Origin of the sequence: Occultella glacieicola, assembly GCF_004353825.1 — a bacterium.
GTDB lineage: Bacteria > Actinomycetota > Actinomycetes > Actinomycetales > Beutenbergiaceae > Occultella > Occultella glacieicola.
Window position 1 is genome coordinate 1 of sequence record NZ_SMNA01000014.1, and the last position, 24,785, is coordinate 24,785.

Genomic DNA, 24,785 nt, shown 5'->3' on the forward strand with positions numbered 1-24,785 from the left:
CACCCCGGCTCCGGCGGCCCGTCGCCGACCGGTGCCGGGCCGGCGGGCTCGGACCGGCCCGCCGGGCCGGCCGTGTCGACACGGCCGGCCGGGTAGACCCGGGACCATGGTGGAGCCGGTGTGCCCGGGGACGTTCCGCCGTCGGGCCCTGCCGCCGCTGCGTCCGGCGGCGCCGACCACGCGCCGAACGGCACCACCACGTCGGGACGTGGGCTCGTCCCGTCGGGTCCGCGCACGCCGGCCGGGGCCTGCGCCACCGCATCGGGTGAGTACGCGCGCGCGGCCCGCGTGAGGAGGTCGCGCGCCAGTGCGTCCCGCACGGCCCCCGCGTCCGTCGGGAGGTCCGGGCCGGCCACGCCGTCGAGCCGGATCCGGGTCCAGCCGGGAGCATCGTCGTCGGTCGCCGGGACCAGGGCATCGACGAGGCGGTCGAGGACATCGGCGTCCGCGCCGAGCACCTGCTCGGCGGCCCAGCCGAAGCCCCGTGCTGCCAGGGCGGCCACCTCCGCGAACCCGGGTGTCCGGCCCACCGTCCGGGCACCCGCCAGGTGCAGGGCGAGCGCCTCGAACACTACGCGCGGGTGCTCGTCCCCCCGCGCGGGTTCCCCGGCGTCCGCGGAGCGGGCGACCGCCAGCACCGCGGCGGCAACGGCGGCGACGTCACCCGGAGCGACGGCGTCGGACTCGGCGACGACGCGCGAGCGTTCGCCGAACCCGAGCGGACGCAGGACCGTGCCACCCACGCGCAGCCCGCCGCCCGATCCCGTCGGGGCCACCTCGATTGTTCGGTCGCCCACCACGGCCCGCCCGGCGCCGAGGTCGAGCACGACTCCAGACGCGGACATGTCGGTCAGTTCTCCTCACGCACCCGGGCGGCGCTGAACGAGTAGACGGCCTCACCTGTGCCCCCGACGGTCAGGTCGAAGGTCTTCGCGGTGAGGAAGCACTCGTCGAACGTCACCGTCGACGTGGTCTCGCCGTGGCGCAGATTGGCCACGATCTGGAACAGCTGCTCCCCGGTGAGGGCGTCCAGCGCGACCGACGCCGACGCGACCCGGAGGCGACCGTCGACGTCGTACGCGCCGGAAGTGACGCCGACCCGTTCCGTGCTGCCGAGGGCGTACACGTTGCTGCGCGCCCGCCGCATCCGGTAGTCGATCCCCTGAACGCCCTCCACCGGCTGGCCGTCGACGAGCACCGAGCTCTCGGTCGCCGCGAATACCGTGGCCATGTCCTGTCACCCTCTCCTGGGTTCCGCGGTCAGTTCTTGACGCGGATGGTGGCGTACACGTAGTCGATGGCCCGGACCGGGCGCACCGCGATGTCCACCCGCACGATGCCCTGTGCGAAGTCGGCCTGGGTGGAGTAGACGTCCACGATGAACGCCGGGTCGGTGCCGTCGGTGCTCGGCACCAGGGCGCCGGCCCGCTCCATCCGGGTGAACACGGCGACGAGCTGCTGCTTCAGTGCCGTACGCGCGTCCGCGGAGTTGAGGCGGCCGATGAAGTTCTCCGCCGTCGCCTTCGTCTCCCGGATGCAACGGTCCGCCACCCGGGTCACCGAGATCTGGTCGCCGCTCGTGTCGATGCCCTTGAGCACGACCACGCCACGGCCGACGCGTTGCTGCACCACGAGCAGGTTCGTGGACGGCCCGAGCAGGCGGTTGAGCTCGCTCTCGCGGTAACGCGCCGGCGCGATCCCGAGCAGCGGAGCGCCCTTGAACGTGGGCGACTCCTGCGGCTCCATCCGCCCGATCAGGCCGGCGACCACGCCGGCGGCGCCGGCGGGTGCCACCAGCACGAACCGCCGGTTGCGGACCGCGGCCGCGTGGTCCCGGATCGCGTCGAGGTCCGCCGCGTCCGCCGGGCGTACCGACCCGAACGCGATCCGCGGTGCCCCGGCATCGGTCATCACGACCGCGTGTGCGAGCAGGGCTTGGTGGATCGACACCACGGCGTCGGTGGCGAGGGTCGGTTCGAAGGAGGCGAGCACGAGGTCGATCCGGGGGTCCTCGGCGAGAAGGTCGATGGCGGCCCGGTAGGCGGCCAGGTTCGGGGAGGCACCGTCGGTGAACGCCACCGGCGCGGAGGTCGCGCGTGGCAGCCGTTCCCCCTCGGCGAGGGAGCTGCGGGCGGTCGCCCGGACGAACCGGCTCTGGGCGGAGAGGACGGCGGGCAGGTGCCGGGCCGAGTCCGGGTCCATGGTCAGGTGCTCGTGCAGCTCCTGCCGGGCGCCGTTGCGGAGCACTTCGACCGAGATCTCGTCGTCGGATCCCTCGATGGTGACGCTGACGCCGTCGGGCTCCGCCCCGCGCGCGAGGTTGACGTCCATGAGGATGGTGCCGGGCGCCCCGTCCTGCGGCACGGCGACCGTGCCCTCCTCGGACAGCGGATAGCTGCCCTCGGCGGGGTCGTCACCCTCGAACCCGGGCTCGACGGCGACCACATGGGCGGACCTCGCGTTGACCACGTCGAACAGGTCGAGCGACTCTCCGGGCTCGACCACCAGGTCGTCGAACCGCTCCACCTCCGCGCCGTCGAGCAGGATCCGCAGGGTCACCCGGACGACGTCGCCGGCCGCGTTGGTGACCGCCCGGACATCCGCGGAGAGCCGGTCCGCCCACGCGCCGCTGGACCGGGCCCGCAGCCGGACCGCCGGATTCCCGGCCGGGTTCACCAACGTCGCGCGGGAGGGAGCGCCCCCCGTGACGGCGGAGACCACGACCTCCCGGGCGCCGCTGAACAGTGCGTGCGCGGCCTCGGGCATCGACGCGACGGTGCCCGGGCCGAGCAGGTCCTGCAGTTCGGCCACCCTGCTCACACCCACCAGCGCGGGCTGCGGTGGCGGTCGGTCGACGATCCCGACGACACCCACGATGCCGGCCGCCGCGGGCAGCGGCGGCAGGACGTCGAAACTGGCTTCGACCGAGACTCCCGGGACGACGAGTACGGGCATGGTCCGCTCCCCACAGTGGAAGCGAGCGGACGTGGGTCAGGTCCACACGAGGCGTGAGCGTCCGCTCAGGGTGACTCCTATGGTCCTCGCGCCCGGGGGGCGTCGCTATGCCCTTTCGGGCATCCGGAAGTGCGATGAGTTCCGGCACCGGCCCGGGTCTGCACCCACGTCCACCCTCCGCGTGCCCTGGAGCCACCATGAAACTCCTGCTCACCTCGGGCGGCGTCACGAACCCGAGCATCCGTTCGGCGCTCGAGAAGCTGCTCGGCAAGCCGATCGGCGAGTGCGCCGCCCTGTGTGTCCCGACGGCGCAGTGGGGCCACCCGATGTGCGGCCCGGCATCGGTTCGGGGTCTGATCGCCGCCGATCACGACTTCCGCCACTTCACCGGCCTGGGCTGGGCCTCGCTGGGTGTCCTCGAGCTTACCGCGCTGCCCAGCATCGGTGCCGACCGCTGGGTGCCGTGGGTCCGGGAGGCGGACGTGCTTCTGGTCGACGGCGGCGACGCCACCTACCTGGCCCACTGGATGCGCGAGTCCGGCCTGGCCGACCTGCTGCCGTCACTGCCGGACACGGTCTGGGTCGGGGTCAGCGCCGGCAGCATGGTGATGACGCCGAGGATCGGGCACTACTTCGTGGAGTGGCCGGGAGCGACGGACGACCGCACGCTCGGGGTCGTCGATTTCTCGATCTTCCCGCACCTCGACGCCTTCCCGACGAACACCATGGCGGCCGCACAGCGCTGGGCTGCCGAGATCGACGGTCCTGCCTACGCCATCGACGAACAGACGGCCATCGCGGTCGTCGACGGCTTCGTCGAGGTGGTCTCCGAGGGGAACTGGACGGCGTTGGCCTGAGCGCCGGGAGCGGCCCCGGTCAATCGGAAAGCGCATACCCAAGTTCGGGACAACATCTGGCAACCGGTACGCCTCCTCCTCCGGGCGGCACCCATCATCGGGGTTCCGCCAGACTTCAAGGAGGAAGTTGTGCAGATCTCACGTCGAGGATTCCTACTGGGTGCGGCCACCGTCGGCGCGGTGGGCGGATCGTCCGTCACCGCCGCCCACGCCGGACCCGGGACCGTCGGTCGGCCCTCCCCGGCACCACGCGCCCCCGGAGCCTGGACCTCGGAACTCGTCCGGGTCACCGGGCGCGGCGGGCTCGTGTATCCCCGCCGCGACGGGCACCGGATCCCGGACTTCGGGCACGCCGGGTACCACCGAGGCGGCCGGGAGCTGCCGGACGTGCCCGTCGCGCACTCGATCGCTCCGTTGCCGGGCGGCGCGGACAACCACGACCACATCGAGGCCGCGATCGCCGTGGTCGGGGCCCTCCCGGTGGGCGCGGACGGCTTCCGCGGGGCCCTGCTCCTCGAGGCGGGCACGTACCCGGTGAGCCGGACCATCGACCAGCCCTACAGCGGCGTGGTCATCCGGGGTGTCGGGGACGGGCCCGACCCGGCGACCAACACGATCATCCGGCCACAGGACGGGGACCCGGAGCGCAGTGCCGTCATCATCGGCGACAACGGGGACTGGGACGGTGCGGTGCCCGGCACCCGCACCGACATCGTCAGCGACCTGGTCAGGGTGGCAGACGCCTCCTTCACCGTCGCGGACGCCTCCGGCCTGGCCGTCGGCGACAACCTCATCATCGTCCACCCGTGCACGCAGGAGTGGATCGACGCCGTGGACGGCGGCGGCACCGGCGCGGACGACCCGTGGACCCCGGGCCAGCTCCCGATCATCTTCAACCGGTACGTCACCGCGATCAGCGGAAACCGGGTGAGCGTCGACGTGCCGCTGTTCACCACCCTTGACCGGTCCCTGTCCCAGAGCTACGTCTACGTGTGGGACCAGGCCGGCCGGGTCACCGAGGTCGGCATCGAGGACGTGCGCGTGGACGTCGCCTACGACGGCCCGACCACCCAGAACGGGTCCCACGCCAAGCACGCGATCCGGATCCGGCAGGCCGAGGACGCCTGGGTGCGGCGGTGCACCGTGCTGCACTTCAGTCAGTCCGGCATCGTCACGGGCACCACCACCCGGGCCACGGTCGTCTCCTGCCACGCCCTGGACCCGGTCTCCGAGATCACCGGGAGCATGCGCTACAACTTCAACCTGGAGCGCAACTCCCAGCAGGTGCTGTTCAGCGACTGCCATGCCAGCGAGGCCCGGCACGCGTTCGTCTCGAACGGGACCAGCTCGGTCTCCGGCGCGGTCTTCCACCGGACCACCGCCACCGGGTCACATACCTCGAGTGAGGGGCACCGGCAGTGGACCCAGGGCCTGCTGTTCGACAACCACACCGAGATCGCACCGAACAGCGAACGCACCATCGGCCTCTACAACCGCGGCGACTACGGCACCGGTCACGGCTGGTCCGCGGTCCACTCCGTCGCCTGGAACACCGACACCGCCGGTACCCAGTTGATCATCCAGCGCCCACCCACCGGCCAGAACTACGCGATCGGGTGCTCCGGGGACGTCAGCGGCGACGGCCCGTTCGCCCATCCCGAGGGATGGATCGAGGGCACCGGCCGGGATCGGCTCGTGCCCGAGTCGCTCTACGAGGCCCAGCTGGCGGACCGGCTCCGGTAGCCCATGCCGGGCGCGCCGGACGTTTTTACACGGCGCGCCCTTGCGGCCCTTGCTAGGTTCGATCCGAGGTTGATCGTGCGGCCAACGAACGGCGGGGATCGATGTCCGGATCGAACACAGCAGATGGGGCAATGACGCCCCTGGAGCGGGGCCAGCGGTCGCGAGCGACCGTCATGCTGGTCCTGGCCACGGTCGGGTTCGGCGTGAACTTCTGGGCCTGGTCGCTGATCTCGCCACTCGGCGGCGACTACGGCGGCCGGCTCGGCCTGACCGGCTTCCAGCAGTCCACCCTCGTGGCCATCCCCGTGCTGGTCGGATCGCTGGGGCGGATCCCGATCGGGGCGCTGACCGACAAACTCGGGGCGAAGTTCATGTTCCCCCTGGTGAGCGTGCTCACCATCGTCCCCGTGCTGTTCATCGCGTTCGTCGCGGACTCCTACGCGATGATGCTGCTCGGCGGCTTCTTCCTGGGCCTGGGTGGCACCACGTTCGCGATCGGGGTGCCGTTCGTCTCCTCCTGGTACCCGGTCTCCAAGCGCGGCGCCGCGCTGGGGATCTTCGGAATGGGCACGGCCGGGACCGCCGTCTCGGCGTTCACCACGGTGCCGCTCGCCGACGCCTTCGGGCGGGAGGCACCGTTCGTCCTGGTCAGCGTGATCCTGGCGATCTACGCCGTCGCGAGTTATCTGCTGCTCCGGGAGTCCCCGGACCGTCCCGAGCCGACCGGCTCCTTCATCGCGAACACGGTCGCAACGATGCGGCTGGGGGTCACCTGGCAGCTCGCGGCGCTGTACGCGCTCGGATTCGGCGGCTTCGTCGCGTTCAGCGTGTACCTGCCGACCTACCTGGTGAACGCGTACGGGCTCACCGGCACGGACGCCTCGTTCCGCACGGCGGTGTTCGTGATCCTGGCCGTGATCGCCCGCCCCGTCGGCGGCGCCCTCTCGGACCGGGTCGGTGCGATCAAGGTGCTGCTCGTGAGCTTCGTGGCCACCGGCGTGTTCGCGGCCATCGACGCCATCGGGCTCCCGCTGGTGCCGATCCCGACGGCCGCGTTCCTGGGCATGGCCGCCACCCTCGGTGCCGCGTCCGGGGCCACGTTCGCGCTCGTCGGGCAGGTGGCCCCGCCCAACAAGGTCGGGTCCGTCACCGGCGTGGTCGGCGCCGCCGGCGGCCTCGGCGGCTTCGTGCCGCCGCTGGTCATGGGCGCCACGTACGACGCCCTCGGCAACTACACGCTCGGCTACGCCCTGCTCGCCCTGGTCGCCTTCGGCATGGCCGCCTTCACCTGGGGTCCGGTGCGCACGGCGGCGCGGCGTCGGGCCGAGGCCGCCGCGGCGTCCGAGAGCAGCGGCCACCCGGCCACGACGGACCCAGGCCCCGCAGCACCGACCGGAAGGAACCCGTCATGACGACGCAGCAGACCCCGCCCGGGCTGGACACCGGGATAGTGGAGGGCCTGCTCAAGGCCCGGCGGTTCTTCCAGCCGAAGGAGGTCTCCCCGGACCTACGCACGCTGCACCAGCAGGGTGGTCGGGACGCGGACACGTTCTACCGGGACCGCTGGTCCCACGACAAGGTGGTCCGCTCCACCCACGGGGTCAACTGCACCGGATCCTGCTCGTGGAAGGTGTACGTCAAGGACGGCATCATCACCTGGGAGGCACAGCAGACCGATTACCCGAGTGCCGGCCCGGACCGCCCCGACTACGAGCCCCGGGGCTGCCCGCGCGGCGCCGCGTTTTCCTGGTACACCTACTCCCCCACCCGGGTCCGCTACCCGTACGTGCGCGGCGTCCTGCTCGAGATGTACCGGGAGGCCAGGGCCCGCCTCGGCGACCCCGTGCTCGCGTGGCGCGACATCACCGGCGACCCGGAGCGGTCCAAGCGGTACAAGTCGGCCCGCGGCAAGGGCGGCCTGGTCCGGGCCGGCTGGGCCGAGGCGATCGAGATGATCGCCGCCGCCCACGTGGCGACCATCAAGGACTACGGGCCCGACCGGATCGCCGGGTTCTCCCCGATCCCGGCGATGTCGATGGTCTCCCACGGCGTCGGATCGCGGTTCTACTCCCTCATCGGTGGCGCGATGTTGTCCTTCTACGACTGGTATGCGGACCTGCCGGTCGCCTCGCCGCAGGTGTTCGGGGACCAGACGGACGTGCCGGAGTCGGGCGACTGGTGGGACGCCGGGTACCTGATCATGTGGGGCTCGAACGTGCCCGTGACTCGCACCCCGGACGCGCACTGGATGGTGGAGGCGCGCTACCGCGGCCAGAAGGTCATCGCGGTCGCACCGGACTACGCGGACAACGTGAAGTTCGCCGACGAGTGGCTCGCGCCCGTCCCCGGCACCGACGGTGCGCTCGCGATGGCGATGGGGCACGTCGTGCTGAAGGAGTTCTTCGTCGACCGGCGTGCCCCGTACTTCGTCGACTACACCCGTTCCTACACCGACCTTCCGTTCCTGATCCGGCTCGATCCCGACGGCGAGGGTTACGTCCCGGGGAAGTTCCTCACCGCCGCGGACCTGCCGGCGGGCACCCCCGGCCGGGGTGAGCACGACGAGTTCAAGACCGTGGTGCTCGACTCCTCCACCGGGGCCCCCGTGGTCCCGAACGGCTCGCTCGGGTTCCGCTTCGGCGACGAGGGCGTGGGCAAGTGGAACCTCGAGCTCGGCGACACGGTCCCGGCGCTCAGCATCGCCGACGCCGCCGCTGCCGGTGCTCCGCCCGGCCCGGACACGGTGCCGGCCGCGGTGCCCGTGAGCCTGCCCCGGTTCGACACCCCCGACGGCGCCGCTGCCGCGATCGTTCGCGGCGTCCCGGTGCGGCGGGTCGGCGGGCACCTGGTCACCACGGTCTTCGACCTGCTGCTCGCGCAGTACGGCGTCGGGCGCCCCGGTCTGCCGGGCCACTGGCCGACCGGCTACGACGACCCCTCCTCTCCGTGCACGCCGGCGTGGCAGGAGGCCATCACCGGCGTGCCGGCGAAGAAGGCCGCGAAGATCGGCCGGGAGTTCGCCGCGAACGCCGAGGAGTCCCAAGGCCGGTCGATGATCCTGATGGGCGCCGGCACGAACCACTGGTTCCACTCCGACGCCATCTACCGGGCGTTCCTCACCCTGACCACGATCACCGGGAGCCAGGGCCGCAACGGTGGCGGCTGGGCGCACTACGTGGGCCAGGAGAAGGTCCGCCCATTGACCGGCTTCACCCAGTACGCGAACGCCCTGGACTGGTCCCGCCCGCCGCGGCACATGATCCAGACGGCGTACTGGTTCCTGCACACCGACCAGTTCCGCTACGACGCGTTCACCGCGGACGAGCTCTCCGGCCGCCCCGGCGGCCGGTGGGCCGGCATGACGACGGCGGACATCCTCGCCCAGTCCGCCCGACTCGGCTGGTCCCCGTCCTACCCGACGTTCGACCGCAGCTCCCTTCAGGTGGTCGACGACGCGGAGGCCGCCGGTCAGGACGTCGCCACCTACGTCCCCGCCCAGCTCAAGAGCGGGGACCTGCGGTTCGCCGCGGAGGACCCGGACGCTCCGGAGAACTTCCCGCGGGTGCTCGGCATCTGGCGCTCGAACCTGCTCGGCAGCTCCGCGAAGGGCGACGAGTACTTCCTGCGGCACCTGCTCGGGACCGACCACGCCGTGAACGCCACCGAGACGCAGGAGGACAAGCGCCCACGGGACGTGGTCTGGCGTGACGACGCGCCCGCCGGGAAGCTCGACCTGCTGTTCACCCTCGACTTCCGGATGACCTCCACCACGGTGTTCTCCGACATCGTCCTGCCGGCGGCCACCTGGTATGAGAAGCACGACCTGTCCAGCACGGACATGCACCCGTACGTGAACTCCTTCAACCCCGCGATCGCGCCGCCGTGGCAGGCGCGCACCGACTTCGAGGCGTTCCACAACCTCGCCGCGGAGTTCTCCCGGCAGGCCGGCGAGCACCTCGGCACCCGCAAGGACCTGGTCGCCGTCCCCCTCACGCACGACACCCCGGACGCGCTCGCCACGCCGTCGGGCATCGTGAAGGACTGGAAGTTCGGCGAGTGCGAGCCGATCCCCGGCAAGACGATGCCGAAGCTCGTCGTCGTCGAACGCGACTACACCGCCGTCGCGGACAAGATGCGCTCGGCCGGCCCGCTGCTGGAGAAACTCGGCGCCACCACGAAGGGGATCACGTTCGACCTGGCCCACGAGGTGGACCTGCTCCGGGACCTGAACGGTCCGGCCCGCGGCGGCGTCGCGGAGGGCCGGCCTGCTCTTGAGCAGGACCGGCAGGTGTGCGAGTTCATCCTGTCCCTGTCCGGTACCACGAACGGGCACCTGGCCACCGCCGGGTTCCACTCCCTCGAACAGCGCACCGGCCAGCAGTTGGCGGACCTGGCCGCCGAACACGAGGGCAAGCGGATCCGGTTCGCCGACACCCAGGCGGCACCGACCCCGGTGATCACCTCACCGGAGTGGTCCGGCTCGGAGAGCGGTGGCCGGCGCTACTCGGCGTTCACGATCAACGTGGAACGGTTGAAGCCGTGGCACACCCTGACCGGGCGTCAGTCGTTCTACCTGGACCACGACTGGATGACCGAGATCGGGGAGAACATGCCGGTCTACCGTCCGCCCCTGAACATGGCGGTGCTGTTCGGGGAGACCGCCATCGGCCAGAGTGCCGACGGTACCGCGGGCGCCACGATCGCAGTTCGCTACCTCACTCCGCACAACAAGTGGTCGATCCACTCCGAGTACCAGGACAACCTGCTCATGCTGAGCCTGTCCCGCGGCGGGCCGGCGGTGTGGATGTCCAACCTGGACGCCGAGAAGATCGGGGTCGCGGACAACGACTGGATCGAGTGCGTGAACCGCAACGGGGTGGTCGTGGCCCGGGCGATCGTCTCGCACCGGATGCCCGAGGGCACCGTGTACATGCACCACGCGCAGGACCGGCTCATCGACGTGCCGCTGTCGGAGAAGTCCGGCAAGCGCGGCGGCATCCACAACTCGCTGACCCGGATCATGATGAAACCCACGCACCTGGTGGGCGGGTACGCGCAGTTGTCCTATGCGTTCAACTACATCGGTCCCACCGGCAACCAGCGCGACGAGGTCACGCTGATCCGCCGCCGTTCCCAGGAGGTGCAGTACTGATGCGCGTCATGGCACAGATGGCCATGGTGATGAACCTGGACAAGTGCATCGGATGTCACACGTGCTCGGTCACGTGCAAGCAGGCGTGGACGAACCGGTCCGGCACCGAGTACGTCTGGTTCAACAACGTGGAGACCCGCCCCGGGCAGGGCTATCCGCGCACGTACCAGGACCAGGACACCTGGCAGGGCGGCTGGACCCTGACCAAGCGCGGCCGGCTCAAGCTCAAGGCCGGCGGCCGGCTGAAGAACCTCGCCACGATCTTCGCCAGCCCCAAGATGCCCTCGATGAGCGACTACTACGAGCCGTGGACCTACGACTACGAGTCCCTGACCACCGCCCCGGCCCAGGGGCACACCCCGGTGGCCCGGCCCAAGTCGCTGCTGTCCGGCAAGGACATGAACATCAGCTGGAGCGCGAACTGGGACGACAACCTGGCCGGCTCCACCGAGATCGTGCCCGGTGACCCGGTGCTGGCGAAGGTCTCGAGCAAGGTGAAGCTCGAGTTCGAGCAGACGTTCATGTTCTACCTGCCGCGGATCTGCGAGCACTGCCTGAACCCCGCGTGTGCGGCGTCCTGCCCGTCCGGCGCGATCTACAAGCGCGAGGAGGACGGGATCGTCCTGGTCGACCAGGACACCTGCCGCGGCTGGCGCAAGTGCGTCACCGGGTGCCCCTACAAGAAGGTCTACTTCAACCACCGCACCGGCAAGGCGGAGAAGTGCACGTTCTGCTTCCCGCGCATCGAGGTGGGTCTGCCGACGGTGTGCGCAGAGACCTGTGTGGGTCGGCTGCGCTACATCGGGCTGGTCCTCTACGACGCCGACCGGGTGCTCGCGGCCGCCTCGGTGCAGGACGAGAAGGACCTGCTCCGCGCCCAGCGGGACTGCTTCCTCGACCCGCACGACTCGGCGGTGATACGCGCCGCGGAGGAGGCCGGGATCGCCCACGACTGGGTGCTCGCGGCCCAGCGCTCCCCGATCTGGAAGCTGATCAACGACTTCGAGGTGGCGCTGCCGCTGCACCCGGAGTACCGGACCATGCCGATGGTCTGGTACATCCCGCCGCTGTCGCCCGTGGTCGACGTGGTCGCCGAGACCGGCGAGGACGCCGAGGACGAGGGCAACCTGTTCGCCGCGATCGACACGCTGCGGATCCCGGTGGAGTATCTCGCCGAGCTGTTCACGGCCGGCGACCCGGTGCCGGTCACGGGCGTGCTGCGGCGTCTGGCCGCGATGCGCTCCTACATGCGTGAGATCAACATGGGCCGCGAACCGCAGGAGTCCATCGCGTCCGCGGTCGGGATGACCGGGGCGGAGATCCAGGCCATGTACCGGCTGTTGGCCCTGGCCAAGTACGACGAGCGGTATGTCATCCCGCCCACGCACGCCGAGCAGGCACACGGGCTCGAGGAGCTGGCCACCGAATGCTCACTGGACTACGACGGCGGACCGGGCATGGTCGATTCCGGCCCGTTCGGTGAGGGTTCGGGTTCGCAGACGCCCCTCGCGGTCGAGAACTTCGCCGCCCTGCAGCGGCGCCAGACCTCCGACTTCGGCACCGACCCGTCCGACAAGGCCGCCCGGGTGAACCTGCTCAACTGGGACGGCAACGGCAGCCCGTCGGGACTCTTCCCACGGCGGCGCAGCGAAGATCGAGCCGACGAGGCGGACCGTTCATGAGGCAACTGCTGACCCTGCGCCGTGACCGGCCCCGCGCCGGTGAGGGCACCGACGCGCTCATCTACCGGGTGGCCGCGTTCCTGCTCGAGTACCCCTACGGAAGCGTGACCGACCGGCTCCCAGCGCTCGCGACCGCCGTCGGGACCTTGCCCGAGCCGGCCCGCAGCGACCTCGGCGGCCTCGTCGACCACCTGGCCGCGGGCGACGACCAGGCGATCGGCGCCGAGTACGTGCGCACCTTCGACCTGGACCGGCGCCGGGCCCTCTACCTGACCTACTACGCGTTCGGGGACACCCGCAAACGCGGCATGGCGATGCTCGACTTCAAGTCCGCCTACCGGCAGAGCGGCCTCGAGCTTTCCGACGACGAGCTGCCCGACCATCTGTGCGTGGTGCTGGAGTTCGCGGCCACCACCGATCTCGCCTGGGGCCGGGAGCTCCTGATCAAGCACCGGGCCGGCCTCGAGGTCCTGCGGGTCGCGCTACGGGACGTCGGCTCGCCGTACGCCGGCGCGCTCGCCGCCGTCTGCGCCACCCTCCCGCCGCTCGCCGGCGAGGAGGAGAAGGCCATCGCCACCCTCATCGCCGCCGGGCCGCCGGAGGAGGAGGTCGGCCTCGAACCGTTCGCCCCGCCGTCCTACATGGGAGACAGACGATGAGCACGCTGCTCTGGGTGATCGTGCCGTACGTGGTCCTCGCGATCTTCATCGTCGGGCACGTCTGGCGCTACCGCTACGACAAGTTCGGATGGACCACCCGGTCCTCCCAGCTGTACGAGGACCGGTTGTTGCGGTGGGCCAGCCCGCTGTTCCACTTCGGGATCCTGTTCGTGTTCCTCGGCCACGTGATGGGCCTGGTGATCCCGAAGAACTGGACCGACGCGATCGGGATGTCGGAGGAGCTGTACCACTTCCTCGCGATCTCGGTCGGCGGTATCGCCGGGTTCTGCACCCTCGTCGGCCTGACCCTCCTGATCTACCGCCGCCGCACCACCGGGCCGGTGTTCCGGGCGACCACCCGGATGGACAAGGCGATGTACGCCGCGCTCGCCCTGGTGATCCTCCTCGGCCTGTGGAACACCGTCGCCGGCGGGGTGCTCAACCTCGGTGGCCACTACAACTACCGCACCGGGGTCTCGGAGTGGTGGCGCAGCATCTTCTACTTCCAGCCGAAGCCGGACCTGATGGCGCAGGCGCCGCTGGGCTTCCAGCTGCACGCGATGACCGCGATGGCGCTCTTCGCCATGTGGCCGTTCACCCGGCTCGTCCACGTGTTCAGCGTGCCGCTGTTCTACCTCTGGCGGCCGTACGTGGTGTACCGCTCCCGCAGCGACCGCCTCGGCTCACGCAACCAGCCGCGCGGGTGGGACCGGGTGGACACCCCGCGCCGCTGACCCACGCGCCGCGGCGGTGCCACGCGTCTCAGCCGTCCAGTTCGACGGCGAGCTCCTCGACGAGGTCGTAGCCCTCCTGCATCCCGACCTCCATCCCCGAGGAGATGATGACGTCCCTGGTCTCCTTGGAGTTGCAGGCGGTCAGCACCTCGAGCGTGGTCCGACCGTCGGTCTCGGCGAACGTGTAGGTGATCAGCGTCGCCTCGCCCGCCCCCTCGCCGCCGGGCATGCCCTCGAATATCTCGGTGCACACGATCCGTTCGTCGGGCACGATCTCGTGGTACTCACCGTGGAAGCCGACCTCGAAGCCGCCCTCGGCCACCAGGGCATACCGCCACGCCCCACCGACCCTCAGGTCCACCTCGGCGACGGTCACGTTGCCGCGCTGGCCGGCCCACCACCGCCTGATCAGGTCCGGCTCGGTGAACACCCGGTAGACGAGGTGCCGCGGCGCGTTGAACTCACGCGTCACGAGGATCTCGGTGTCGCTCGGCAGCGTCAGCACCGCCGTGCCCTTCGTCGTCGTCTGGCTCATGACTCCCTCTCCTTCAGTTCCTCGAGCACGGCGTCCACCGCGTCGAACCGTTCGTTCCACTGTTGCTCGTAGCGACTGACCCACTCGTGGATCGGCCGCAGAGCCTGCGCGTTCGTGCGGTACAACCGCCGACGCCCCACCTCTCGCACCTCCACCAACCCCACCTCCCGCAGGACCCGCAGGTGTTTGGAGGCCTGCGGTTGGCCGAGCCCGAGCACCTCGACGAGGTCCCCCACCGACCGTTCGGAGTCGGCGAGGGCGTCGAGGATGTCGCGCCGCAGCGGCTCGGCCACCGCGTTGAACGCGTCCGCCGTGGTCGCTGCTCGAGCCATGGGTCAAACATATACCCATATCGGCATACGTCAAGCTCGAGATCACCGAACGGGTGCGAGCGCCCGGTCGGCTAGTCTCGCGGGCGTGGACCTCGCGGAGATCGTCGGCTTCGTCACCGGCGCGGTCTGCGTCTGGCTCGCGGTCCGCCAGAACGTGTGGACCTTCCCGGTCGGGCTCGCGAACAATGCCGCGTTCGGGGTGCTGTTCGCCGGCGCCGGCCTGTACGCGAACGCGGCCCTGCAGGTTCTGTTCGCCGTGGTCGGCGCCCTCGGCTGGTACTGGTGGACCAGGCGCGGGCCCGACGGCGCCGGTCTCGTCGTGCGGCGCACGCCGCGGTGGGCCTGGGGCGCCGCGGCCGGGGCGACGGCGGTGCTCACCGCCGCGGGCGTGGTCGCCCTGGCCGCCTGGACCGACTCGGGCGTGCCGTTCTGGGACTCGCTGACGACGGCGACGTCGGTGGTCGCGCAGGTGATGCTCGGACGCAAGTGGCTGGGCAACTGGTTCGTGTGGGCGGCCACGGACGTGGTCCTGATCGGGCTGTATGCCTCGCAGGGCCTGTGGCTGACCGCCGTGCTCTACCTGGGCTACCTCGGTCTCTGCGTCGCCGGGGTGCGCCGGTGGCGGCGGGCGCTGCGCGACGCCGGGGCGCACGGCCCCGCGGCCACCCGGCCCGGTGCCGCCTCAGCCGATCCCGAGCCGGCGGCGCACCGATGACGTCGCCCTTCCGCCACGGCCTGGTGCTGGGCAAGTTCTACCCGCTGCACGCGGGTCACCTGAACCTGATCCGCACCGGCCTGCGCTCCTGCGACACCCTCACGGTCCAGGTGCTCGCCTCCTCCGTCGAGTCGGTCCCGGCGTCCGTCCGGGCGGACTGGATCCGAACCGAGGTGCCCGGGGCCCGGGTGGTCCACGCCGTGGACGACGCCCCCGTGGACTACGGCTCGGACGCCGCCTGGGACGCGCACCTGGCGGTCATCACCTCGCTCCTGGACGCCCCGGTGGACGCGGTGTTCACCTCGGACGCCTACGGGGCGGAACTGGCCGACCGCCTGGACGCCCGGTGGGTGCGGGTGGATCCGGCCCGCCACGACGTGCCGGTCTCCGCCACGGCGGTGCGCGCGGACCCGGCAGCGTACTGGTGGGCGCTGCCGGCGCCGGTGCGCGCACACCTGACCACCCGGGTGGTCGTCCTCGGCGCGGAGTCCACCGGCACCACCACCCTGGCCCGGGACCTCAGCGCCCACTACGGAACGCCCGAGGTCGCCGAGTTCGGCCGCACCTGGAGCCGGATCCGGCCCGGCGGGCTGAGCGCGCCGTGGCACTCGAGCGAGTTCGACCTGATCGCCGCCGAGCAGGCCCGGCTCGAGGACGCGGCCGCCGCCCGCACCCCGCGGCCGCTCCTGGTCGCGGACACCGACGTGCTCGCCACCCGTGTGTGGCACGAGCGCTACGTCGGCGCGCCGTCGGCCTCGGTGGCCGACCTGGCCCGGAGCCGCCGGCCGGACCTGTACCTGCTCACCGGCGACGAGATCGGCTTCGTCCAGGACGGTCTCCGGGACGGCGCGCACCTGCGCCACGCGATGACGGCCCGGTTCCGCGAGGTGCTGAACGCCTCCGGGGTGCCCTGGCGCGAGCTGCACGGCTCCCCCACCGAACGGCTCACCGCCGCCGTCGACCTCGTCGACGCCCTCGACCACGGCCGCCCGCTCACCGACCCGCTGCCCCAGGCCGGCACCGACGCGCACCGCGCAGGAAGCAGGACCAGCCGATGACGCCCGACGTCCCCCGATCCCACGGAGAGGGCACCCACGGCGGCCGACCCTCCGCCGTCGGGCAGGGCCCGCGCAGCGGCGTCTCCGCCGCCCCCACCCTGCCCGGCGCCGGCACGTCGGGCACCCACGACCTCACCGTCGACGACCTGTTCGCCCCGCTCGCGCCGGAGGCGGCCGCCCCGACCGGACTCGACGAGAAGCTCCGGCAGGCCTACTTCTGGATCGTCAACCACGCGATCATCTCCCCGCACTACGACATCGAGTTCGAACGCCCCGGCGCCGCCGGCCGGTCCTTCGCGCTCGGCGACAGCGCCGCCGAACTGCGGCTGCCGTCGGCCCAGTCCTACTCGAGCTTCGTGCTGCTGCCGCTGCTCACGTTCGCGGTGCGGGGCCGGTGCCTGCTGCTCGGTGGACCGGGCCGCGGCAAGACCGCGTCCGCGGTGCTGATGGGGATCCTCGCCGGGTACCCGATCCGGGACGTCCGCCGGGCCATGCAGCACGGCCACCCGCAGCTGACCGTGACCGACATGTTCGGCACCCCGCTGCCCAAGGACCTGATCTCGGCCGACTCCCTCGGCGAGGTCGACGTCGCCTGGCGCACCTGGCTCGGCATGCGGGTCAAGATCGTGGACGAGTACAACCGGATCCCGACCCGGACCCAGTCGGCGCTGCTGACCGTGCTCGCGGACGGTTACGTCGAGGTGTACGACCAGATCTACTCCACCGGGGCCTCCGCCTGGTACCTGACCGCCAACGACGACGCCGGCGGCGGCACCTACCAGGTGGTGGAGGCGCTCAAGGACCGCATCGACGTGGTCGCCCACGCACTGCCGTTCAACACCCGGTTCCTCGACCAGCTCGTGGACCGGGCGGCGCGCCGGCTCCGCCCGGAGGAGTCGGTGCCGCCCGGGATCGTCTTCACCGAGGCCGAGCACGACGCCCTCGACAGCGCGATCCGGGCCCTGCCGCTGCCCGCCGCCGTGCGCCGCCGGATCGAGTTCTTCGCCGCCCAGCTCGAGTTCCTGGAGCGGGCCGGCGCCCAGTTCGAGTACCGCACCAAGGACACCGCCCGCCTCGCCGGGGCGGACGTGCACCAGATCGCCGCGCAGGACACCGGCCGGGACCGGCTCTCCGACGTCGGCACCTCCACCCTGAACGGCCTCTCGGTCCGGTCCCTGCAGTCATTGATCTCGTACGCGAAGGCGATGGCCTTCTTCCGGGGCCGCCCCGAGGTCGGCATCGACGACGTCCGCGCGGTGCTGCCGTTCGTGCTGCACGACAAGATCAACCCGGACCTGCGTGCCGGCGCCTTCGACGGCGAGGAGGGCGCCCCCCTGCGCACCGACCGGATCTCCTGGCTGCGGGGCATCTTCGACGACGCCTGCGCCCAGTACGACACGATGGACCGGGATTCGTCCGACGACGTCGGGGCGATTCTCGACGAGCTGCACGCCGGCCTGGACGGGGTCGACGCGGCCACCGTGCGGGTCCGCCTGGCCAGGATCGAGCGGGTGCTCGACTCCTGGTCGATGGCCCGCAAGCTCTACGGCCACCTCTACGACGACGCGCTCGCGCTCAAGTACGCGCACCAGAGGTACACGAACTACCTGACCTGGCTGTCCTCGGCCCCATGAGCGCAGCCGGATCGAACCCCGCGAGCACGAACGGCGGCGCCGCTGCCGGGTGGCGCTCCTGGGCGCTGGGCCGGCGCGCCCGGGTCGACGACGTGCTCGCCCGCGCCCTTGCGGCCGGCGCCGGGCGCGCCGACCTGCACGGGGCGCTCACCGACGTCGGGGTGATGCTCGACGGCGTCGCCGCGGCCGGTCTTCCCGCGCAGCGTTTCGACGCCCTCGCCGGCGCGTGCCTCGAGCGCGCCGTCGCGCGGGTCGTCGCCGACCGCTGGCACGCCCGCGACCCGGCGACCACGGTCCTGCTCGACTGGGTGCCCCGGCTCGCGCCCGCCCTGGGCGCGGACCCGGCGCCCGCCCTGACCGACCTCACCACGGCCGTGACCCGGCTGCGCGGCACCGTCGACCAGGCCGGATGGCGGGAACTGGCCGGGGCCGCCCTGGCGTACGAGTCCGACCCGACCCACCTGCGGGCCGCGTTGACCGTCGCCGCCTGGCGGTGTGGCGCCGTGCGCTGGCGGGGCGCCGCGTTGGCCGCGGCCGGCCACCTGCCCGAGCCGGTCCTGGCCGGGGCGCTCCGGCTCGGGAGCGCATCGCCCGGGGGCGCCGCGTCCGGCGCACCGTGGGAGGCGCCGCCGCCCGCCGCCGACCCCCGGGCCGTGCTCGCCCGGAACGCGAGGGACCCGTGGTGGTGGCCGGGGCGGCCGGGCCCGTGGCGGATCGGCGGCTTCCGCGGCTTCGGTGGCCCGTGGATCCGGATCCCGGAACTGCTCGGCGGCGACGGCCTGCGCTGGTGGGTGCGCACCGAGGCAACACCGACCGATGGTGCTGCCGGCGCCGACGACATCGGCCCGGACGGGTACACCGGGCACACAGGGCACACGGGGCACACGGGGGCCGGCGCTGCCCCGCCGGCCCACCGGTACTGGGTGGTGCACGCCGACGTGCACGGCTCGCACACCGCGCCGGCCGCACCACCGGCGCACGGCGACCGGCCCGACTGGGCCGGTTCGAGCCGACAGGGCCCGAACACCCGACCCGGCGCCGCGACCGTGTCCGCGCGGGACCACTCCTACTACCTGCACGTGCGCCACCGATGAGCCGCGGGGCGCGTGATCGCGCGGCCACGGCGCGTCGCTGGGACGAAGCGTGGCCGGACGCGCTCGCCGCGTGGGGCAGCCACCTGCGCCTGGCCGGTCCGAACCTGATCGGCAAGGTGAACCGGCCGTCCGGGATCCGCTCGTTCGCCTGGTTCGACCTGCGGGCCGTCCGGGTCTCGATCGCCCTCGACCTCGCCACGAATCTGGGCCTGGCCGAGCTGCCCACGGAGATCCTGGCGCACGAGATCGGCCATCACGTGCTCTCGCCGGGCGACCTCGGCACCGCCGCGCGCGTCCTGGCCCGGATGCAGATGGGCCTCGTGGACCGTGACGACCTCGCCCCGGTGATGGCGAACCTCTGGTCGGACCTGCTCATCAACGACCGCCTGCAGCGCCGCGCCGGGCTGCGCATGGACGAGGTGTGGCGGCGCATCGGACCGCCGCACCGGGACGACACCGTCATGCGCCTGGTGATGCGGGCCGACGAGCTGCTCTGGTCGCTGCCCACGGGTTCGCTCGCCGGCCCGGACGTGCCGGGCCGGCCGGTCGAGCGCGAGGCCCAGCTGCTGGCCCGTGCGGTCCGGGCCTACGCCGACGACCCGGTGGGCGGGGCGGCCGGGTTCGGTGCCCTGGTCCGCCAGCTCGTGGGCGACCCGGAGGACATGCGGCTCGACGCGATCCGGCTCCTCGTGTGCCACCAGGAGCAGGGGGGCGGCGCGGTCCCGGCCGGGCTGGCCACCGATCCCTCGCTGGCGGCCCCGGCCGTCCACCCGAGCCTCGACCCCCGGGTGCTGCCGGGAGCCCGTGCCGCCGACGACCCGGAGCACGCAGGCACGGCCGCGACGCCCACCCAGGCCGGTGTGCGCACCCTCGACCGACCGCACGGACTCGAGCCGGCCGCCTACGCCGCCCTGCTGGGCCGGCTCGGCCTGGTGTCCGACCCGGCCCGCGCCGCGGCCTCCTGGTACCGCGAGAACGCCGGCCCGCACCTGGTTCCGTTCCCGAGCACGCTGCGGCCCGTCCACCCCGACCCGCTGCTCGGTGGGTTGACGGACTGGGACGTCGGGGAGGACCTCGGGCAGATCGACTGGCCGGGGTCGCTGGTCCGCAGCCCGGTCCCGATCCCGGGCGTCACCCTGCAGCAGCGGGAGCACCTCACCGACGTCGGCATCGAACCGGACCGGGAACCGGTCGACCTCGACCTGTACCTGGACTCCTCCGGGTCGATCCCGGACCCTCGGCGGACCCGTTCGCCGCTCGCCCTGGCCGGGGCGATCATGGCCCTCTCGGCGCTGCGGGCCGGCGCCCGGGTGCAGGCGACCACCTGGTCCGGTCCGGATCAGGTCGCGGGCACCGACGGCTTCACCGAGAACGCCGACGAGGTCCTGGCCGCCGTGGTCGCCTACTTCGGTGGCAGCACGGCGTTCCCCCTGGAGCGCCTGGTCGCCACCCACCTCGACTCCACCGGCGAACCACGGCGCCGCCACATCGCCGTCGTCTCGGACTCGGGCATCAACTCGATGTTCCTCGAACGCGGCACACCGACGCCCGGGGCGGCCCAGTGCCTCGCCGCCGCCGGCGCCGGCGGCTCCCTGATCCTGAACGTCCCGGTGAACACCCGCGGGCGGTACGCCGAGATGGCCGGCGACTACGACGTGTACACCGTCGCCACCTGGGAGGATCTGGTGCCGTTCGCCCGGGCCTTCGCCGCCCGGGTCTGGGACCTCGACCGAACGGAGCACGACCGGTGACGCATTCGACGTGGCAGCGTCCGGACCCGGCGAGCACCGTGCCAGGTCCGTCCCTGCCGGACCTCATGCACGATCTGGCCGCCACCCCGCCGGACGTGTGGGACCCCGACATCGACACCCTCGCCCTGTGGGCGGACACCGTGTCGGACGTCGCCCACGGCGAGTTCGACGTCGAGGCCGTCCTCGAACTCGCCACCGGGCCGCGGTCCGCCGGCCTCGGCGTGATCGCGGCCCTGCTGCACGGGCCGGCGCTACGCCCGTGGACCGGCTGGTGGGAGGCGGCCCGGCTGACGAGCGTGGCCCAACGGATGGTCGGCACGCTCGCGGCGCACGTACCGCCGTCGGCCTGGGTGGCGGACGCCCGCTCCCGGGAGGAGGCCGCCCGGCTGTTCCTCGACCTCCTCGGCCTGCGCCCGGCCGGGGAGAGCGCGACGGTCGCGGCGGACCGGCTCACCGCGATGAGCAGCCCCGCCCTGGCCGCCGCGCTGGCGGAGCTCGCGCAGGAGCAGCGGCGGGCCGCCGAGCTCGCCGCCCGGCTCGCCGAGAAGCGGGCCCGCGAGGCCGCGGCGAGGACCACCTATGTCTGAGGCGCCGCACCACGACCACGACCCGGTGCTCGGCGAGTACGAACCGTTCGCGGACACCGCCCTCACCGATGCCGAGCGGTGGCCGACCCTGACCGGCGCCGGCGCCGGCCGCCTGTCCGCGCTGCGCGGCCACCCGCGCGCACCCGCCTGGGTGCACGAGTGCGGCGACCGCCTCGACGCCGGCGACCTCGTCGCGCTCGCGGACCTGCACACCCGGATCCATCACGCGGAACCACCCGAGGCCGGCTCCGCCACGCCGTCGTGGGCCGCGGACCTGCTCCAGCGCGCGGCCACCGCGGTGCCCCACTACCGGCGTGCCTGGCGCCAGGGCCCGCCGCCGTTCCCGGACGTGCCGACGATCACCCGCGCGGACCTGGCCGCCGACCTCGCCTCCTTCGTCCCGGTGGACGTGCCACTGGACGACGTCCTCGTCGGCACCAGCAGCGGCAGCACCGGCGCCGCCCTGGTCCTGCCCCAGCACGCCCGCACGATCGGCTCCGACCTGGTCCAGCTCCGCCGGCTGGTCGCGCTCACGGGGACGCACTGGGCCCCGGAACCCGAGCGGCTCGCCGTGCTCAGCGTCGTCTCCCAGGAGACCGCGTTCACCTACGCCAGCCTGCTGTCGGCCTTCGACCTCGCGGGCCTCGCCCGGATCAACCTGCACCCGTCGGCGTGGCGCCGGCCCGGTGACCGGGAGGCGTTCCTGACCGCCATGAACCCGCAGGTCCTCACCTCGACGCCGTCGGCACTCGTGGATCTGGCCGACCTCGACGTCACGCTGCACCCGCTCGCCGTGATCAGTGGCGCCACCTCCCTGTCGAGGGCCGCGCGGGACCTGCTCCGGGCCCGCTGGGCGGCACCGGTCATCGACGTGTACGGACTGATCGAGACCGGGCCGGTCGCCGCCTCGGTCGACGGCGGCCCGCACCGGCTGCTGCCACGTCGCCAGCACGTCGAGGTACTCGACGCGAAGGGGCGACCGGTCGGCGTCGGGCAGACCGGAGAGGTCGTGGTCACCTCGGCCGAGAACCCGTACCTCCCGCTGCTGCGCTACCGCACCGGCGACCACGCGCGCCTCACCGCGGACGGCGCCCTCGCCGACCTCGAGGGTCGCGTCCCGGTCCGGTTCGCCACCCCGGACGGCACCTGGGTGGACGCGGTCGGCCTCACCCAGGTGCTCCAGGCCCACGGCACCCTCGCCTGGCACCTGCACCAGGACCCCGGTGGCGACCTCACCCTGCGTGCCGTCGGCGGCACCGAGGAACCCCTGCTGCGCAGCATCGAGCGGCTCCTCGGACGCCGCCCGAGGAGCATCCGGCTCCCCCGCCCGGCCGACCTCGGCCCCGGGAAGGCCCGGCGCTTCAGCAGCGCCTTGCCGGGCGCCACCCCCTAGCTGCCCGGCGGTGGCGACAAGCGACCTGCCGCGGGCGTACCTTCTCACGCATGACCTCCGAGCCCGCCGCCGCGGCCGAGTCCCCCGTCATCGTCATCGTCACCACCGCCGACCGGCAGCCCGTCCTCGACTCGGAGTTCTCCAGCCGATACGCCCGGGACTACGACGTGCACACGGTCGTCGAGGGGCCTGCGGCGAAGGCCGTGCTCGTGGACCTGGTCACCGGTGGCCGGGACGTGGCGCTGGTAGCCGTCGACTTGGACGTCGCCGGGGACGCCCAGGTCCTGATGGACGCGCTCCGGCTCAAGACACCGCGCAGCCGCCGGATCATCCTGGCCGCGCCGAGCGCATTCTTCACCGGGCTGCAGACCTTGCGGACGGCACTGGCCCAGGGGCGCATCGACAGCTACCTGATGATCCCGCAGGGCCCGCGCGACGAGGAGTTCCACGGCGCCGTCTCCGACTTCCTCTCGGACTGGGCCTGGTCCTCCCGGGCACCCGAGGTCACCCAGGTCTCGATCGTCGAGGACGGCACCCAGGCGGAGGTTCCCGGAATCCGCGACTTCCTCGACCGGATGGGCCTGGCCTACGCCCGGTTCGCCCCGGACAGCGAGACCGGTCGCCGGCTGCGCGCGGCCGTCGGCGAGGACGCCCCGTTGCCGATCCTCGAGAGCCTGGGCCGCCCACCGCTGGCCGGCGCGACCCAGCGGTCGGTGGCCAGCGCGTTCTACGGCACCCCGGACGACCTCGGCCCCGATCACCTCGCCGACCTGCTGATCGTCGGAGCCGGCCCGGCCGGTCTCGCGGCCGCCGTGTACGGCGCGTCCGAGGCGTTGAACACCGTGGTGCTGGAGGCGGACGCCGTCGGCGGGCAGGCCGGCACCAGCTCGATGATCCGCAACTACCTCGGCTTCCCCCGAGGGGTCTCCGGGATGCGGCTGGCCCTGCGGGCCCGGATCCAGGCGACCCGGTTCGGAGCGCGGATCTTCACCGGCCGCGACGCCACCGGTCTGCGACCGGGGTCGGCACCGGGTGAACCGCACGTGGTGTTCCACGAGGACGGTGAGCTGCGGGCCCGGGCGGTCCTGCTCGCCTGCGGGGTCAGCTACCGCCGCCTCGGTGTGCCCGGCGTGGAGGAACTGATCGGCCGGGGCGTCTACTACGGGGCCGCAGCGAGCGTGGCCCGGGACATGGCGGGCAAGGACGTGTTCGTGGTGGGCGGCGGCAACTCCGCCGGACAGGCCGCGCTGCACCTGGCCCGGTTCGCGCGCAGTGTCACCATCGTGGTGCGCCGGGACGGGCTCGCCACCACCATGTCCGCCTACCTGATCAAGGAGATCGGGACCCACCGCCGGATCACGGTGCGCACCGGGGCCCGCGTGGTCGGGGGTGGCGGGCAGGGCTACCTCGAGTGGCTGGAGCTCGCCGACGCCACGGGCCCGTTCGAGGTGGCCGGCACCGACGACACGGGGCGCGAGCGGGTGCCCGCGGACGGCCTGTTCCTGCTGCTCGGCGCGGATCCCGGTTGCGGCTGGCTGCCCGGTGCGGTCGCCCGGGACGCGCGGGGCTTCGTGCTCACCGGCCGCGACGTGCCGGCCGAGCACTGGGTCGACGGCCGGCCGCCGGCGCCGTTGGAGACCACGGTCCCGGGCGTGTTCGCCGCCGGTGACGTGCGCGACGGTTCGATGAAGCGGGTCGCCGCCGCGAGCGGCGAGGGCGCCTCCGCGGTGGCTCAGGTGCACGCCTACCTGACCCCCTGAGCCGCGCTCCCGGCCGGGTGTGAGGCGGGCCACACCGGCGGTCGTCGCGTGGGTATGCACGAAGAGGCCGTTTTCCCGTACCATCGGCGGTAGCGCAGGTCCCCAAAGCGCGTCGGCCCGACCGTCGATCATGACGTCGGCTCT

At 72.6% G+C, this 24,785-nt stretch carries 19 protein-coding genes and 1 pseudogene; 15 read left to right on the forward strand and 5 right to left on the reverse strand.

Going from position 1 to position 24,785, the window contains the following annotated elements:
* The 3 genes and pseudogenes from EXU48_RS21395 to EXU48_RS21405 form a co-directional block, all read right to left on the reverse strand.
* A pseudogene (locus tag EXU48_RS21395) lies at nt 1-845 on the reverse strand (hypothetical protein); the annotation flags it as partial.
* Between the two features lie 5 nt (nt 846-850).
* Nucleotides 851-1,231, reverse strand: coding sequence for a hypothetical protein (locus tag EXU48_RS21400; RefSeq protein ID WP_133109733.1), 381 nt, complete (start codon nt 1,229-1,231; stop codon nt 851-853).
* A gap of 29 nt (nt 1,232-1,260) precedes the next feature.
* On the reverse strand, nt 1,261-2,955 hold the full coding sequence (locus tag EXU48_RS21405; RefSeq protein WP_133109734.1) for a phage tail sheath C-terminal domain-containing protein: 1,695 nt from the start codon (nt 2,953-2,955) through the stop codon (nt 1,261-1,263).
* A gap of 197 nt (nt 2,956-3,152) precedes the next feature.
* On the opposite strand from EXU48_RS21405, the gene EXU48_RS21410 reads away from it, so the two are divergent.
* From EXU48_RS21410 to narI, 7 genes are all read left to right on the forward strand, one after another.
* Complete coding sequence (locus EXU48_RS21410) at nt 3,153-3,812, forward strand: Type 1 glutamine amidotransferase-like domain-containing protein (RefSeq protein ID WP_133109735.1); 660 nt, start codon at nt 3,153-3,155, stop codon at nt 3,810-3,812.
* A gap of 129 nt (nt 3,813-3,941) precedes the next feature.
* Nucleotides 3,942-5,555 (forward strand): peptidoglycan-binding protein, encoded by a 1,614-nt coding sequence (locus tag EXU48_RS21415; protein ID WP_133109736.1) that lies wholly within the window; start codon nt 3,942-3,944, stop codon nt 5,553-5,555.
* Between the two features lie 131 nt (nt 5,556-5,686).
* Nucleotides 5,687-6,967 carry an MFS transporter gene (locus EXU48_RS21420; protein ID WP_133109737.1) on the forward strand — a complete coding sequence of 427 codons (1,281 nt, stop codon included), beginning with the start codon at nt 5,687-5,689 and terminating at the stop codon, nt 6,965-6,967.
* The gene (locus EXU48_RS21425) at nt 6,964-10,707 is read left to right on the forward strand and encodes a nitrate reductase subunit alpha (RefSeq protein WP_133109738.1); all 3,744 of its coding nucleotides are present in this window, start codon (nt 6,964-6,966) and stop codon (nt 10,705-10,707) included. Before EXU48_RS21420 ends, EXU48_RS21425 begins: the two co-directional genes overlap by 4 nt.
* On the forward strand, nt 10,707-12,389 hold the full coding sequence (gene narH / locus EXU48_RS21430) for a nitrate reductase subunit beta (protein WP_133109739.1): 1,683 nt from the start codon (nt 10,707-10,709) through the stop codon (nt 12,387-12,389). The genes EXU48_RS21425 and narH overlap by 1 nt, the downstream gene beginning before the upstream one ends.
* Entirely contained in the window at nt 12,386-13,048 is a 663-nt protein-coding gene (gene narJ, locus EXU48_RS21435) for a nitrate reductase molybdenum cofactor assembly chaperone (RefSeq protein WP_133109740.1), read from the forward strand. Before narH ends, narJ begins: the two co-directional genes overlap by 4 nt.
* On the forward strand, nt 13,045-13,782 hold the full coding sequence (narI, locus tag EXU48_RS21440; RefSeq protein WP_133109741.1) for a respiratory nitrate reductase subunit gamma: 738 nt from the start codon (nt 13,045-13,047) through the stop codon (nt 13,780-13,782). The genes narJ and narI overlap by 4 nt, the downstream gene beginning before the upstream one ends.
* Nucleotides 13,783-13,810: 28 nt before the next feature.
* Here the strand turns inward: narI and EXU48_RS21445 are convergent, their stop codons facing one another.
* Complete coding sequence (locus EXU48_RS21445; RefSeq protein ID WP_133109742.1) at nt 13,811-14,317, reverse strand: SRPBCC family protein; 507 nt, start codon at nt 14,315-14,317, stop codon at nt 13,811-13,813.
* Complete coding sequence (locus tag EXU48_RS21450; RefSeq protein WP_133109743.1) at nt 14,314-14,649, reverse strand: ArsR/SmtB family transcription factor; 336 nt, start codon at nt 14,647-14,649, stop codon at nt 14,314-14,316. The genes EXU48_RS21445 and EXU48_RS21450 overlap by 4 nt, the downstream gene beginning before the upstream one ends.
* An 85-nt stretch (nt 14,650-14,734) precedes the next feature.
* Between EXU48_RS21450 and pnuC the strand changes: the two genes are divergently transcribed.
* Genes pnuC through EXU48_RS21490 form a run of 8 tightly spaced genes read left to right on the forward strand, consistent with a single transcriptional unit; the run spans nt 14,735 to nt 24,641 of the window.
* Entirely contained in the window at nt 14,735-15,364 is a 630-nt protein-coding gene (gene pnuC / locus EXU48_RS21455) for a nicotinamide riboside transporter PnuC (RefSeq protein ID WP_133109744.1), read from the forward strand.
* Nucleotides 15,361-16,422 (forward strand): AAA family ATPase, encoded by a 1,062-nt coding sequence (locus EXU48_RS21460; RefSeq protein WP_133109745.1) that lies wholly within the window; start codon nt 15,361-15,363, stop codon nt 16,420-16,422. The genes pnuC and EXU48_RS21460 overlap by 4 nt, the downstream gene beginning before the upstream one ends.
* Complete coding sequence (locus tag EXU48_RS21465; protein ID WP_133109746.1) at nt 16,419-18,056, forward strand: MoxR family ATPase; 1,638 nt, start codon at nt 16,419-16,421, stop codon at nt 18,054-18,056. Before EXU48_RS21460 ends, EXU48_RS21465 begins: the two co-directional genes overlap by 4 nt.
* Nucleotides 18,053-19,150 (forward strand): hypothetical protein, encoded by a 1,098-nt coding sequence (locus EXU48_RS21470; RefSeq protein ID WP_133109747.1) that lies wholly within the window; start codon nt 18,053-18,055, stop codon nt 19,148-19,150. Before EXU48_RS21465 ends, EXU48_RS21470 begins: the two co-directional genes overlap by 4 nt.
* Complete coding sequence (locus EXU48_RS21475; RefSeq protein ID WP_133109748.1) at nt 19,147-20,901, forward strand: VWA domain-containing protein; 1,755 nt, start codon at nt 19,147-19,149, stop codon at nt 20,899-20,901. Before EXU48_RS21470 ends, EXU48_RS21475 begins: the two co-directional genes overlap by 4 nt.
* Complete coding sequence (locus tag EXU48_RS21480; RefSeq protein WP_133109749.1) at nt 20,898-21,488, forward strand: hypothetical protein; 591 nt, start codon at nt 20,898-20,900, stop codon at nt 21,486-21,488. The genes EXU48_RS21475 and EXU48_RS21480 overlap by 4 nt, the downstream gene beginning before the upstream one ends.
* Nucleotides 21,481-22,881 carry an AMP-binding protein gene (locus EXU48_RS21485; RefSeq protein ID WP_133109750.1) on the forward strand — a complete coding sequence of 467 codons (1,401 nt, stop codon included), beginning with the start codon at nt 21,481-21,483 and terminating at the stop codon, nt 22,879-22,881. The genes EXU48_RS21480 and EXU48_RS21485 overlap by 8 nt, the downstream gene beginning before the upstream one ends.
* Before the next feature lie 50 nt (nt 22,882-22,931).
* The gene (locus tag EXU48_RS21490) at nt 22,932-24,641 is read left to right on the forward strand and encodes an FAD-dependent oxidoreductase (RefSeq protein ID WP_133109751.1); all 1,710 of its coding nucleotides are present in this window, start codon (nt 22,932-22,934) and stop codon (nt 24,639-24,641) included.
* Nucleotides 24,642-24,785 lie beyond the last annotated feature (144 nt).